Here is a 14,189-nt window from a genome sequence, read left to right as displayed (position 1 = left end):
GGCTCCTCCAGGTCCATCGCTTCGGATGCCTGGATCACGGTACTCGTCACAGGTGTCTCCTTGATCAGGAGTTACACCGTTGTTTGTACAGTCCCATCTGGCAGGCCAGAGCGTGTTCGAAATATCATGCGCGCCTGGCCGGTCCGGCACCACTGCCGACTGGCGATCACCCGACCGGTGCGTGGTTGTCCCCCAGCGCCGAAAGATGATCCAGCACTGACTGGACCAGCACTGAGCTTGATCCGGTTTGATGGACATCCGAGATCAGGGGCTCGTCCTCGGGAGGATGTCCATGATGGAGCGCATGGGGAAGAAGAAACCGCGTCCTCGCCGCTCGTTCACGCCGGAGTTCAAGGACAAGATCGTCCAGCTATGCCGGCGCGGTGACCGCCCGGTCGGGCAGGTGGCCAAGGACTTCGACCGGACCGAGACCGCGGTACGACAGTGGATCCGCCAGGCCGAGGTCGATGCCGGACAGCGCGACGGGCTGACCAGCAACGAGCAGCAGGAGCTGGAAGCGCTGCGCAAGAAGAGCGGAGCAAGCTCAGTCTGCTTGCCGCAGCGCCGTGAGACGACAAGGAGCGTGGGCAATGATGGCGTGCGAAGTCGGTTACGAGAATTGGGGTGGATCGTCCGACGATAGGGTGCCTGGCAACCAGTTCCGCAAGATCAAGCTCTTAGGCGCTGTACCGATTGATGGGCGGTAAGGGGAACAAGGCGGTGACGTGGAGCTGCGCGGTCATCTTGGCCACGCCCTAAAGGATCTCGCGAGGACGATCGATTGCGGGACATACACGGGATGATCAAGAAAGAACGAACACCGGCCCAGGGTGTTTTCCCAGGTCAGATTGCCTAACTGGATGGTACAGCCTCCGCTCTCCTAATGCGGGTGTCTCAAGACGAAACATCCTCGTAGGGTGGCGTTGTGCAGCGACTCGCGCTCTTTGACCTGGACAACACCCTCATCAACCTCGACGAGCCTTTCCAGGGGTGGGCTGGAGAGTTCGCCAAGGGGCACGACTTAGGTCGCGAAGCGGTTGATTGGCTGATCGCTCTAGATCGGGCCGGCTACCCGCACCGTGAGGTCTTCTTCACTAAGGTTCGTGACCACTTCGCCCTGTCCGAGTCGGTCGACGAGCTGTGGAGCCGCTACCGCCAACGCATGCCCTACCTCGCCCACTGTCGACCCCAGGTGATGGACGGGCTGTCTCGACTCCGCACGTCGGGCTGGAAGGTGGCGATCGTCACCAACGGCACCGCGGACAACCAGCTCGGCAAGATCCAGCGAACAGGGCTCGCCGAGGCTGTCGACGCTTATGCCCTGTCTGGGCTCGATGGCATCCGCAAGCCGGATGTCGGCCTGTTTGAGGTCGCCGCCCAGCGGTGCGGCATGAGTCTTGCCGATGGGGGATGGATGGTCGGTGACCATCTGGTGGCCGATATCGGTGGGGGACGAGCGGCCGGCCTTCGCACAGTCTGGGTCGATCGGGGGACGTGGCCGAACCGCAAGCACGACGCGGATCATGTTGTTACGGACGTGCTTCAAGCGATGGAGATTCTCCAAGCGGAGCGGTAACCAGACGAGACCGTCGGACATTGCGAACGCTGATCCTGTTAACGGGGATGCTCTCAACAGACCGGACGACCATGCCCATGGACAAGGTCTTTCCCAAGTGTCTTTAGCTCATCACACTGAATGGATGATGCAGCTAGGTCCGGTGCTTCCGGCGCTCGTGGGAATGTTGGCATCCTTGCTTGGCGTCTTCCTCGGAAGCCTCCTCACCCGCCGAGCGCATAATCATCAGTGGTCCCGCGATCGTCAGATCGACGCCTGCTTGATGATCATGAAGGAATCGAACCGTGTGCAGTTCGCACTGAATGCCTTGTGGCAAGACGGTGACAAGCCGGATTGGATCCCCTGGAACGAGGCGCTAGCGGCTCTGACGTTAGTAGGTCACCCAGACCTCGTCCGTGCCGCGCTTTCGATCGATGAAACCTTCTGGTCGACCAGCCACAGCATCGAGACAAGAGAGCTCCACTCGGCGGACACCTGGGCACAAGCGCGCAGGTCCATCGAAGAGGCACGGCTGAACTTCATTAACACGACCCGCAGGCGACTCGTCGGAGGGACACAAGCCCTCTCGCAGTTCGTTGCACGACCTTCTCTGCCACCGTCCTTGAAGACCATCGACCAGACACAACCGAACGGCAACAGAGTGCAACGAGGGCACACGACACCGAGAGGTGGCCTAACCAAACGGCAGACGACGAAAAACAGATCAGCAAAACAGAACCATGATCACGACATTCCCGCAGGTTAGCTGTTAATGACGCGTGGTCACGAACTACTGCTGTCATACAGCAGTGCCGTACAGCAACACCGTCTTACGTGATCACCTCTCACCGAACCGCACCTACCATCTGGCCAGGGCGTGAGCCCGCCGACCTGGGCAGCGCCGTTGACTCGTAATGAAGGGGTCCGAGATTCGAACAGGTAGGCTGTGAGAGCTTCCCCGCTCTACTTCGCACGTACGGTCACCGCTGCTCGCGGCGCGTGAAAGACCAGGCGCAGTATGAAGGTGTCCAGTGTGAACATGTCGGTGCCCTCCCAGTCGAACAGCCCGACCTGCCCCGGTGGAGCATCAGGGGAAGCGGTCACGCAGTCATGGCCCTCCTGGTCCTCGTGCCACTCGACGAGGCGGACGTCCTCGAACCGGAAGACTACGACAGGCGTCTTCGACAGTTCGGGTGGAGTCCACTGTGGGTCGTAGACGAACTTCAGCTCCAACGTCGGCGGCTTGCCGGGCTGGTAGGTCAGGCGCCTGAAGTCGGTGTCGTGAAGGTAGACGTGGGCCCCTTCCTCGGTCCAGAACTCGTACAGCCCTCCCTGGGACGTGATGCCGCGATCCTTGTCCTTGGTCACGCCGGCGAACTCGGTCACTGACATGAGGACATGGTCCTACAGATCGGAACGATCTCGCAGGTTTCGGCGGAGCGGTGACAGCAGCGCTGACAGCAACGTCCCCACACACGGACTCACTTCGACCACCGCCCACCACCTTCTGACTACGGTCTCCGCTACCCGACCAGGGTGATTGGTCCGCCTGAAAAGCGGAAGGTCAGTCGGCCTCGCCGCTTCCAGTGCTCAAGCTTGACACCTTCTCAGGAAAGGCTTTTCCGGACATAGTCCACGGCGTCAAACATAGGACCAGATCTCCAAAGGCACAGCCACTCAAGAACAGGCAGGGGAAGCTCATATGGGGCGCGCAGCAAGGTGTCGCAAAGGAAGCCCACTGGCGGAAGTTCTGCTGGGCGAGCATCTATGGCACTCACAGCACTCTCCACGTTTCGCCAGGCCGGATGGCTCGGGTCGATGGCCATGGCGCACGCTGTCTTGACGATCGTGGGCCATAACGGCATGCCCATGTGGCGTGAACCGTGTGATTTCGCTTTCATGATCAGGTAGGCAAGTAGAGCGCGCCGCCCGTACTTCTCATCGAAGTCCAAAAGAGCGTTGGTGCGGTCTTTAACATGCTTGGTGAAGGCACCGAGATAACCGTAGCCCATTTCTTGCAGCGTTCGACCACTAGTCGCCCACGGGCGGTTCCGGTCGAGTACATGTTCCTCAAAGGAGAACAAGGCGTACTTTTTCTCAGATGTTAATGCGTGCACCGCATGTCCATGAAGCGCCGTGCTCTCGGCGAACATTTCGGGATCGTCCGGCCCCTTTCCTCTCTTGCCGCCTCCCGCATGCATGTCTTCTAGAGGAGAATTACGCCAGACTTCGATCACTAACCCAACTGCTGCCGCTGAGATAATGGTTTCCTGGTCAGGGCCGATACCTTCCTTCTCCCAGGTGGGCCACTGCGTCATGGCATACGCTGCAAGTTCGGAGTTGCGATCGAGGGCATCGGTGCGGTGGTTGTGCGGAGGCTCTTCGTTCATCAGGCGTCCTCACGTCTCGTCTTTAGGTCTCGCTTTGACTGGTTGGTCACGCGTTCTCAGGAGCTGTAGCGGCAAGGCGACACCACACGTCGGAAGGTCACTCTTACAGTTGTCGAACCTTTTCGGATGCTAGACCGCCTAAGAGCGCCTAACAGAATGAGTTCGACTGTGCTTTGATCTCTCGCTGTAGTGATGGTGAGAGGGGTGGCAGTGGCGCGGCTGAAGCCGTGGGAGGTCAGCGATGAGTTGTGGGCGGTCATCGAGCCGCTGTTGCCGAAACACCGGCGTCGGACCCGCTGGCCGGGGCGTAAACGGCTCGATGACCGTCTGGCTTTGCAGGGCGTGTTGTTCGTGCTGCATACCGGCATCGCCTGGGAGCACCTGCCGCAAGAGCTGGGTTACGGCTCGGGCATGACATGCTGGCGGCGCCTGGCCGAGTGGCACAAGGCCGGGGTGTGGCAGCGGTTGCACGAGGTGCTGCTCGATCGGCTCCGGGCGGCCGATGCGATCGACTTCTCCCGGGCCGCGGTGGATTCTTCGCAGATCAGGGCGTTAAAAGGGGGGCGCAGACCGGCCCGTCCCCGGTCGATCGAGGGCGGGCCGGCAGCAAGCATCACCTGATCACCGATGCCACCGGCATCCCGCTGGCCGTCCTTGTGACCGGCGCCAACCGCAACGATGTCACCCAGCTTCGCCCGCTGCTGGAGGCGATCCCGAAGGTCCGTGGCAAGCGTGGCCGTCCACGGCAACGTCCCGACGTCGTTCTTGCCGACCGCGGCTACGACCATGACAAGTACCGCGATCTGGTCCGTGAGCTGCAGATACGCCCGCTGATCGCTCGCCGGGGCACCGGGCACGGCTCTGGCCTGGGCAAACACCGCTGGGCCGTGGAACAGACGTTCGCCCTGTTGCATGCCTTCCGCCGCCTGCGCATCCGCTGGGAGGTACGCGCCGACATCCACGAGGCCTTTCTCAAGCTTGCCTGCGCACTCATCTGCTGGCGACGCCTCAACTCATTGCGTTAGCAGCTCTAACGGCCCTACGATCCGGATTGGCTTATCAGCAAGAGACGTGGCAGCCCATAGGGCGAATACGCGGATCAAATCCGACTGCAGAGGAGGTCAGGCATGCGGGGCAGACTCGAAGAGTCTCTCAGTGCGCGCACCGATTGCGGGTTGCGTCCACGAAAGTGCTGTACAGCAACACCGTCTTACACGATCACACGTCACCGGCCTGCATCTGCCGCCTGACTAGGACTCGAACCTGTGACGTGCATGCCGTCCTTCCCTACGGATCAGGTGGTATGGAGTGGACCAAAGGCGCGGGAGTTCGCCTGCGCGAGGAAGAATGAGCGCCTCTGCGATCAGGGCAAGTCAGGCTGTCGCGAGCGTCGATGTCGGCTGACGATCTGCCGTGTCCAGCGCATGTACCAGTCCAGGAACGGCACCGGTTCGCTCCAGCCTCCATGCAGACGGCCCGACGGTTCGACATCTCTCCAGGGGGCCGACGGCCACCAGTACATGTCCTTCACCCATCCCATCTCGGTGAGCCAGACGGTGCCGGCGTACTCACCGTTCATGGCGAGCATGCTGATCCACGAGCATCCATGGCTGCACAGGAACATGGTCCCGGGCGAGGGCTTGTCCATCCACAGGGTGGGGTCTGCTCCGTCGCCTGCGAGGCGCCGCAGTTGCCGCACATCATCCCGAGCCACCGGGAAGGGCTCCCACGGGTAGGCGGCGACCTCGGGTTCCTCCTGGAAGTACCCACGCTCCCGTTGGGTCTCTTCCACGATCCAATGCAGGTCGAGCAAGCGACCGGGAGAGACTCCCCGGCCGAATCGCAGCAGGAACGACCGGAACTCGTCAGGAAGCGGCGCGCCGATCACTTCCTCAAAGGCCACAACCTCGGATTCCGGCAGAGGAACAGCGGTTGAGAGATCAGCAAGCCAGGAGAGTTCAGCGGCCATCTCATCCAGGCCGATGTCTGATCGCATGACTTCTTTCTGCTGAAGGTCTCAACGCGCAGAGGCTAACGGCGGCGAAGAGCGGGTGGCTGCGCTCGGCTTTGGGCGGCGTGCCTCAGTATCCCCCTGCAGGCAGGGTGGTGCGATACTCGCCGAATGCCGCTCTACATTCCTCGCGAGGACGTCGACTACCTCGGCGGCGCCGTACCGATGCTGGTTCTCGTCTCGGCCGACCCGATCGAGCGGCTTCCCGTTTTCCGGCTCGATGCGGGCAGGCCGTTGCCCTGTGAGGGCTGGCAACTCCTCGCCGGTCTGACCGCCTCGGTGGTCGACGGCCCCGATGATTCCGGGATCTTCGTCGAAGGCATCATCGGTCCCGGGCAGGCCGAGGAGCGCTTCGCATGGCTGGAGGCCGTGGACCGTGCCGGTGGTGCGGTCGTGCTGGCCGTCGGCTCGCGCAGTGCGGTGAACGACTGGGCTGTCGTGGCCGAAGGCAAGAAGGCTCTGGGCGGCTTCGTGCCCGCGGTTCAGCGGGACGGGTGACCGCTGGGAGACAGGACCAACAGCCGTCTCGGGACAGCCGAGGTCTGGTCGATCTTGCTAACGCTGTTGCTGACAACATCTCTGGACGTCTGTGTACGCCTGCGGAACCCGATCAAGGTGGAGAGGTCGTTGAGCAGGCGCTTCTGACTGCGGTGGACGATCTCGAACTGGCTACGGATCACAAGGCCAGAGGTTCGAGTCCCCTCAACCTCGCCATACGAAAGTGCAGGTTACTAATCGATCAGCTGAGCTTTCGTGTTACGGATCAGTTATTGGTGTTCGGCTCCGAATGATCCTTCCCGATAGTTCTCCAAGCTCTAGTCGAGATGCATGATCAAAGTGTTGTGTCGAGCTGGCCTTTGTTGGATACTCCAGTGGAGTAGGCGCTGGTGAATCTTCGTCAGCTGATCAGTTGGGCACAACTGATCAGCGGCACAGAACAGGCACGATCCCATCATTTTTCTTGCTGGGGCCCCAAGAAGAACCCACCTCGGAACCGAACTGATTCGGGATCTGTAAAAGGCTAGCAAGGAGCCGGAGGCTGGTGTTGATGAACCACAAAGCAAGCGAAGTTGAATCTTGAATCGAACCAACTGATCACATGCCCCACTCTATGACCTAGGCGAACAGACGAACAGCCAGCTCGAGATCTGCCCGATCCCTTACAGCTTCGCTGGAGCCCAGGCAAGCTCAGTGCACCTACGAAGACCATCACCATCCTCCAGAAACATCGGACCTTTCGAAGTCGAGAATGATCACTGTAGCACTTGAGGCAGATTTTTATATCTCACTGTGAGACTTCAGAAGAGACAGCGCTTTTGTGCATGTTGGCGCATCTTTCCCGTCGGGGTCATTGCAAGCTTTGCAAAATAGAGGAAGAATGGATGATCGCAATGCAGATAGACGCTAGAATTACGGTCGCCATTACTATCCTATTGGCGCTGAGCGGTTATTTTATAACTTATGTGATAAATCTGCGCTTGATGCGCCGAAAAGAAAGATTAGAGCGAATCAATTGTCAGCTTAGCGACTTATACGGCCCACTGTATGCCATCTTGGAGGCCACTGAGCGCACATGGAAAGAACTTTCATCACGGTATACTTTCTGGACGGACCAGCGTCAGGCGAGCGATCGGGAAACGGAATTATGGCGGCTATGGATTGAACATGTTTTCATGCCCTTAAATAGACGTACGATGAATATTGTTGTTGACCGCGCAGATCTTCTTATTGAAGATAGCATGCCGGATTGCCTGGAACAATTATGCGCCCATGTGGTAGGGTATGAAGCCACTATACTTCGCTGGCAAACGGAAGAATCTCCTTCTACTATGCGCCACGATAATAGCTCGATTATTTTATTTCCGAGTGCAACTTTATGGCCATATGTCTCTACTTCATTCCGTGCATTAAAGCGGGAGCAGAGTCGGCTCATCCGTCAAATAGGGTAGATGGGGATTGGCGCTACAAGTGGCCGAAATTCGCCGCGTAGACCTGAATAGGGAGAGTTTTCACTTCGATTAATAAGTGCATCACGCCCGCCTACCTCCTGCGAGGATAGAGGCGGAGTTCGCTAATGCCTGCGATTAGGCGGCCTTCACATAACCCTGTTATTGAGCAACGCATTGGCCGCCTCAGGCTCTATGTGCAGGTAAGCAGCGTAGATTGCCGCCGTGGCACGGTCGGCGGTCATCTCCGACTGGAGCCCATCGCGGAGGGCGCCATTAACGAGATGCAATTTCCCTGTTCCCTCATAGAGTGGGTTGTCGTGCGACGACTTTCGCTCTTCGACCTGGACAACACGCTCGTCAATCTGGATGAAGCGTTCCAGCTATGGGCCAAGGATTTCGCTGAGGAGCACGATTTGGAGCGGGAGAATAACGACAGAGGCCGACAGAGCCTTCGCGCTGCGCGTGACCTTGCTAACGGAAGTGCTAACACCGTCCCTGGACGCGAGTGGACATCCACAGAAGACGATCAAGTGTGAGACGGGTCTGAGTAGGGCTTTCTGACACCTGTGGACGTCGGTGGACGTTCTCGAACTGGCTACGGATCAGATGGTGTTCTCGTCGGGAAGTGAATGGTGGGCGTCGAGCTGTTGAAGGCCACGTTGGCAGACGGCTCATTGGATATGGTCGCTACCGGCATCGGCATCGACAAGGATGACGCTCGCGACGATACCCTCGTGACACGGGAGAGTATCGTGCTGGCTGCAACCGCCCTGGACGCCCGTGCTATTCGAATTCCTATACCAGGCCAAGGGATGAGGAATGAGGGCAACCTTGACGTAACTCCCGATGATTAGTCCAGACGGTCACTAGGACGCGAACGTGGTATTCGTCACACACGCACTCTGACGTTTCACGCCTGGCGAAAGACCTCCGTTTGCCCGTTTTCGAGAAAGGATGAAACCCTGCGAGGGTGCACAGTAGCGCTTAGGTGATATTTATCTATCTTGCTAGAGTTATTTTTGTAGCGAAGGTCGAGCATTGAAGGGATTCGAGCGAGGGAAGGGTGTGGCGAGCGGCGAAAAGTTTATCTTTCTGAACGCTTCAATCTTTCACTGCAACCCTAGACAATAACGAAAAAGTAATTCATAATTATTTTTATGAATCCATCTTTGTTAATGAATGTGGCTGCGCTAGGAATATCATTTTTTGCTTTAATATTGTCGATTTTTTTGACGCGCCGCCAAATGAAAATTGCTACAGATGGAAATATTGTATCCGTGGTAGTAAACGTACTTAAGGAGCTCCGTCAACCGGAATATCTTGAGGCTCGAAATTATGTATTAAATCATCTCGCCGAAGAGAACTCGCCCGAAGTTGGAATTAATAAACTTCCTGCGGAGGTGAGGGACAGGGTTGTAAGGGTGGGGGGCTTATTTGATGACTTCGGAAAACTTGTAGCTTTTCGTGTGGTTGAGGAGAGGGTAATTGTTGCCTGCATAGGTGTAACCGTACTGTTGACCTGGGAGTCGCTAAAGCCATATATCTACAAGCAGAGAGAAATATCTGGAAATCAACAATACTGGATCTTCTTGGAAGATCTAGCTCATCGATGCACTGTCCGACCCGCTTCCAAAGTTCGCTCCAAACTGGGACTTAAGAAATTTTCGGTCGATGCGCCTGTCGATGCCTCAAGAAATTTACACATTGTAGACAAAACAGAAATTGCCCCTGTGGTGGAACGGGAGCGGTCGAGTATGCCCATTCACGGGGAATCTAAGTTGGATCTTTAGTGCAAGTTTTCAAAGCCAGCGAGAATTGCTACGAAAATGACCAGAGGTAGTAAACATCAAAATCCCAACTCAGAACGCCTTTTAGTTGATCGCCACAGGTCAGCTACCATGACGCATTAAATTTCAACGTCCCAATGTGTATGGGTTCTGACCTTCGGTGATTTCGTCGCGGGCCACATCATGTCGTTGAAAGCAGATGGTTGTGCTCCCACTGGGAGATCGCTTTCTCGGGACCGCTTCATAATCGTCCGCATACGTCTATCGGCCTTCATGGTCCAGATCACGATCTCCGTAATCCAAGTCGCGGGAATCGGATGACGGCAGTCACGACCTGTTTCGAATCCCCCTAGGCGCGTGACGATCCAACACGAGATGTCCGAAGGTGTAATCTCTGTTCAGGCAGGTGGTCAAGCTGCTTTCGCAGATAGCTTCATCACATACCGGAGATCACTCAGATCTACGGGACAGGGCACATCCAGGGCACATGGGCATGAGAAGTAGCGCGAAACAATGAGAACCAGCGAAAGCCAAAAGCCCAGCTCAGGCCGCCCTCCAGAAGATCACCGCAGGTCAGTCGCGATGGCGGATCAGATCTCGATGTTCTGAAAAGGATGCATATTGCATCTGATGTGCTATTTGCATCGGACACATAGGCGTTCTGGCAGGTGGTGTGGGGTGTTCAGGGGGAGAGTCGTGCTGATGCGGGGTTGTCAGCGTTAGGGCTCTGGCCTGCTGATTTCTTGGTTCTGAGGGCATGGTCTCGCGTTTGATGCGATTATCTCGCATTGGATGCGAGGGGGGTCGATGGCTCGTCGACAGGTCGATATCGAGGGTGCGGCCCACCTGGTCCTGGCCGATGGCGTGGTGCCTTTGCACCCGGCGGAGACGGTGCTGGAGGCCATGCTGACGGGGTGGTCGCGCCAGCAGCGCAGCCGGATGCTGTCGGTGAGTACGGCCGGCGCCCGTTTGCAGCTGGTGCGGCGGTTCGTCGCCTTCACCGGGGCCTTTCCCTGGCAGTGGGGGCCTTCTGATCTTGAGGACTGGACCAGCCATCTGCTGTCACAGCCGCGACCGCTGGCGCACTCGACGGTCCGTAACTACCAGCGTGAGCTGGCATTGTTCTGCGAGTATCTGATCGATCCGCGCTATGGGTGGGCCGAGCAGTGCGAGCAGCATTTCGGCACGCACCCGGTGCAGATCTGTCATGAATGGAACACCGCACGCCACCGCTCGCCTTACGAGGGCCGCCCACAGGTGCGGCCGTTGACCCGTCTTGAGCTGCAGCGGTTCTTCGATCACCTGGATGAGCGGGTGGTGCAGGTCCGTGCCCGGGGCCGCAAGGGCTGGCTGACCGCGTTTCGCGACGCCACCTTGTTCAAGGTCGTTTACGGCTGGGGGTTACGCCGCCGGGAGGCCGCCATGCTCGATCTGGCCGATTTCGGCCGAAACCCCCGAGCTGGTGAGTTCGGCGCCTACGGGGCCTGTTACGTCCGCTACGGCAAGGCGGTCAACGGGTCGCCGCCTCGGCGGCGCACCGTGCTGACGATCTGGCAGTGGTCGGCCGAGGCCTTGGCGGAGTACGTCGAAGACATCCGCCCCTGCTTCGAGGTGGGCAAGCGTCAACTGCTGTGGCCGACCGAACGCGGCGGACGATTGTCGGTCGGCGACATCACCCGCCGCTTCGCCGCCTACCGTGATGAGCTGGGGTTGGGGCCGGAGCTGCATCCGCACTGCCTGCGCCACTCCTACATCACCCATCTGATCGAGGACGGCGCCGATCCGTTCTTCGTCCAGCAGCAGGTCGGCCACGCCTGGGGATCGACGACCGCGCTCTACACCGGCGTGGGCGGCGACTTCATGAACCGCTCGCTGCGCGAGATCCTCGATCGTGGACTCGGCGAGGAAGGCGGCGCATAGATGACACGGATCATCAGCTACCAGTGGCACCTGCGCAAACTGATGGCGGCCCAAGGGATGTTCTCCACCACCGAGCTGACCCCTCATCTGGCCGAACGCGGTATCGAGTTGTCGCCCTCACAAGTGCATCGGCTGGTCACCAGCACCCCTGAGCGGCTGAATCTGCAGGTGCTGGCCGCGCTCTGCGACATCCTCTCCTGCAGCCCGGCGGAGCTGATCGAAGCGCGAGCGGTCAGCTCCAACCGCGTCCGCAAGGTCGCAGCCGAAGGGGCCGCACCGGCCGGGCCGGCTCCCGGCGCAGAGCGGGGCCAGGCACGCAGGCCTCGGCGGGCTCGTATCCTGCCCGAAGAGCCATGAGGGTGGGCACCTGCGCCGACTGCGGGCGCACCATCGGCATCAGCGGCCGGCGCACCGACGGTGAGCCGGTCTGCGGTGCCTGCTACCGGGCGCACGCCCCCAGGTTCACCTGCGATGGATGCGGAGTGCTGGAGCCGGCCGCGGTGAAGGCGGGCGGGCGCTCGGGCAGCGACAAGACGTTATGCCGCCGCTGCTATCGCGCTGTTCAACCCAAACGGCGCTGCGACGACTGCGGACGCATCCGGAAGATCAACTCCGGGCGGGGCGACGACCGGCCTCTGTGCGGCACCTGTTATGCCCGCTCTCGCGCCCAGACCTCACACTGCGACGGATGCGGCCAGGTCGTCGCCGCGTTGGTGAAGGCAGGCGGACGCTCGGGCAGCGACAAGACGTTGTGCGCGAGCTGTTACGCCCATCCTCGCAAGACCTGCGGCCTTTGCGGCCGGGTTCGACGCATCGCGTTGCGCGCCAGCGAAACCACTCCCGACCTGTGTCCTACCTGCTACCAGGCCCCGGTGGTGACCTGCTCGGTCTGCGGCGATGACGCCCCGGGGCGACGCACCGTCGCCGCCGGCCAGGCGTTGTGTTTCCGCTGCCATCTGAGCGCCCGGGTCGATGAACTGCTTACCGGCCCCGCCGGAACGGTCCTTGCTCCCCTTGTCCCGCTGCGTGAGGCGATCATCGCCGTCGACAACCCCCAGGCGATGTTCTCCAACTTCGGACGCAACCGCGCCTCGACAGTGCTCAGGCGCATCGCGCACGGTCAACAACCCCTCTGCCACGAGACGCTGGACGCCGAGAACGGCAACCGCTCAGTTGAGCATCTGCGCTCGCTGCTGGTCGCCTGCGGCGCCCTGCCTGCTCGTGATGAACACCTCGCGCGCCTGGAGGCCTACATCGGTGCCGTCATGGCCAAGGCCCCCGCCGATGAACGCCGCCTGCTTCACGACTACACCACCTGGTATCTCCTGGCCCGGCTCAGGCACACCCTCAACGACACCGACCTGTCACCGGCCGGCGCCTACCGCAGCCGAGCCGAAGTCCGAGCGGCCGCAGGATTTCTCGCCCACCTGCGCCACCATGACGTCGACCTGTCCACCTGCCGCCAAGCCCACCTCGACACCTGGCTGGCAGGAGGGCGTCTCAACCGAGACAGCCGGCCGTTCCTGGCCTGGGCGATCGGCAAGCGCCTGCTCAAGGACGTCGTCCTTCCCGCCATGCGCTCCACTCAGCCTGCCGCCTTCACTCCTGAAGATCATCGTTGGGCGATCGCCCGTCGTCTTCTCCACGACAACGATCTGCCCATCGAAGAGCGCGTGGCAGGCTGTTTGATCCTCCTCTACGCCCAGCCGATCACCCGCATCACCCAGCTGACCCGCGCCCATCTGCATGTCACCAAGGACAACCTGGTGCGGCTGACACTCGGGCATCAGTCGGTGGACCTGCCCGAACCACTCGGCCAGCTGATCAACCGGCTCCCGGCCCGCTCGCCGGCGGGAATCGCCGCCCACCTACCGACCAGTGACTGGCTCTTCCCCGGTCGCCGCCCCGGGCACCACATTCACGCCAACGTCCTGGCCGCCCGGCTGCGCGCTCTTGGCGTCAATCCACGCGCCGACCGCAACAGCGCCTTGCTTCACTACGCCCGAGAGCTTCCACCCGCGGTGATCGGCAAGCTCCTCGGTCTGCATCCCGTGACCGTCGAGCGCTGGTCGATCCTCGCCGGGGGCAAGTGGGCCCGCTACGAGCCGCCCGGCAACCCCAGAAGCGACCAGCGCTAGCGGGCAGCATTCACACCACTGGAACAAGCATCTCCGCCACTAGCTGCCAGGCTCCTGACCTGTGGTGATCTCGTTCGGTGGGGTTCTCGGGGCGCGTCCAGGGTACTTCGGCCCGTCGCCCACGCGTCCTTGATGACCTGCCCCATGCGGTCCTCGCTACTGTCCTGCGTCAGAAATTCGTCGGCAATATCGGGCTGAGGACTCGAGGATCTCCCCGGCGCTCTTCTCCCAGACAAACGGGCGCGGATCGTCGTTCCAGTCGTTGATCCAGGTGCGGATATCGGCCTCCAGGGCTTGCACGCTCTTGTGCACTCCGCGCCGGGTCATCTGGTCGGCCGGGAAGCGGGACTGTACAAACAACGGTGTAACTCCTGATCAAGGAGACACCTGTGACGAGTACCGTGATCCAGGCATCCGAAGCGATGGACCTGGAGGAGCC

General features: G+C 60.2%; 13 protein-coding genes. 10 read left to right on the top strand and 3 right to left on the bottom strand.

The features are described from left to right. Positions 1-292 precede the first annotated feature (292 nt). The 3 genes from ACZ6RT_RS37000 (at position 293) to ACZ6RT_RS36990 (ending at position 2,321) form a co-directional block, all read left to right on the top strand. Positions 293-643 (top strand): transposase, encoded by a 351-nt coding sequence (locus ACZ6RT_RS37000; protein WP_470158735.1) that lies wholly within the window; start codon positions 293-295, stop codon positions 641-643. Positions 644-925: 282 nt separating this feature from the next. After that, positions 926-1,576 (top strand): HAD family hydrolase, encoded by a 651-nt coding sequence (locus tag ACZ6RT_RS36995; protein WP_470158733.1) that lies wholly within the window; start codon positions 926-928, stop codon positions 1,574-1,576. Positions 1,577-1,700: 124 nt separating this feature from the next. Then, the gene (locus ACZ6RT_RS36990) at positions 1,701-2,321 is read left to right on the top strand and encodes a hypothetical protein (protein WP_470158731.1); all 621 of its coding nucleotides are present in this window, start codon (positions 1,701-1,703) and stop codon (positions 2,319-2,321) included. Between the two features lie 197 nt (positions 2,322-2,518). Here ACZ6RT_RS36990 and ACZ6RT_RS36985 read toward each other — a convergent pair whose 3' ends face one another. Both ACZ6RT_RS36985 and ACZ6RT_RS36980 read right to left on the bottom strand, forming a co-directional pair. Then, complete coding sequence (locus tag ACZ6RT_RS36985) at positions 2,519-2,947, bottom strand: hypothetical protein (protein ID WP_470158729.1); 429 nt, start codon at positions 2,945-2,947, stop codon at positions 2,519-2,521. A gap of 215 nt (positions 2,948-3,162) precedes the next feature. Next, complete coding sequence (locus ACZ6RT_RS36980) at positions 3,163-3,945, bottom strand: hypothetical protein (protein WP_470158727.1); 783 nt, start codon at positions 3,943-3,945, stop codon at positions 3,163-3,165. A 192-nt stretch (positions 3,946-4,137) separates the two neighbouring features. Here ACZ6RT_RS36980 and ACZ6RT_RS36975 point away from each other — a divergent pair. Beyond that, positions 4,138-4,970 (top strand): IS5 family transposase gene (locus tag ACZ6RT_RS36975; protein WP_470158725.1). Its coding sequence is split into 2 segments (ribosomal slippage): positions 4,138-4,510 and positions 4,510-4,970, totalling 834 coding nucleotides; the frame shifts between segments, so codons are not numbered across the junction. 338 nt (positions 4,971-5,308) lie between these two features. On the opposite strand, the gene ACZ6RT_RS36970 is transcribed toward ACZ6RT_RS36975, so the two are convergent. Then, positions 5,309-5,941 carry an SMI1/KNR4 family protein gene (locus ACZ6RT_RS36970; protein ID WP_470158723.1) on the bottom strand — a complete coding sequence of 211 codons (633 nt, stop codon included), beginning with the start codon at positions 5,939-5,941 and terminating at the stop codon, positions 5,309-5,311. Positions 5,942-6,067: 126 nt separating this feature from the next. On the opposite strand from ACZ6RT_RS36970, the gene ACZ6RT_RS36965 reads away from it, so the two are divergent. From ACZ6RT_RS36965 to ACZ6RT_RS36940, 6 genes are all read left to right on the top strand, one after another. After that, a complete protein-coding gene (locus ACZ6RT_RS36965; protein ID WP_470158721.1) occupies positions 6,068-6,454 on the top strand; it encodes a hypothetical protein in 387 nt (128 codons plus the stop codon). An 884-nt stretch (positions 6,455-7,338) separates the two neighbouring features. Then, positions 7,339-7,905 carry a hypothetical protein gene (locus tag ACZ6RT_RS36960; RefSeq protein ID WP_470158719.1) on the top strand — a complete coding sequence of 189 codons (567 nt, stop codon included), beginning with the start codon at positions 7,339-7,341 and terminating at the stop codon, positions 7,903-7,905. 1,157 nt (positions 7,906-9,062) lie between these two features. Continuing rightward, complete coding sequence (locus ACZ6RT_RS36955) at positions 9,063-9,695, top strand: DUF4760 domain-containing protein (RefSeq protein ID WP_470158717.1); 633 nt, start codon at positions 9,063-9,065, stop codon at positions 9,693-9,695. An 804-nt stretch (positions 9,696-10,499) separates the two neighbouring features. Further along, positions 10,500-11,612 (top strand): tyrosine-type recombinase/integrase, encoded by a 1,113-nt coding sequence (locus tag ACZ6RT_RS36950; protein ID WP_470158715.1) that lies wholly within the window; start codon positions 10,500-10,502, stop codon positions 11,610-11,612. Then, on the top strand, positions 11,613-11,969 hold the full coding sequence (locus ACZ6RT_RS36945; protein ID WP_470158714.1) for a helix-turn-helix domain-containing protein: 357 nt from the start codon (positions 11,613-11,615) through the stop codon (positions 11,967-11,969). Next, positions 11,966-13,750: a hypothetical protein gene (locus ACZ6RT_RS36940; RefSeq protein WP_470158712.1), complete on the top strand. Its 1,785-nt coding sequence runs from the start codon at positions 11,966-11,968 to the stop codon at positions 13,748-13,750. Before ACZ6RT_RS36945 ends, ACZ6RT_RS36940 begins: the two co-directional genes overlap by 4 nt. The last annotated feature ends 439 nt before the right edge of the window (positions 13,751-14,189 follow it).

This window comes from Streptosporangium sp. NPDC050148 (assembly GCF_055586505.1).
The sequence above is the reverse complement of the archived record's forward strand: the minus strand, read 5'-3'. Positions and strand labels throughout refer to the sequence as shown.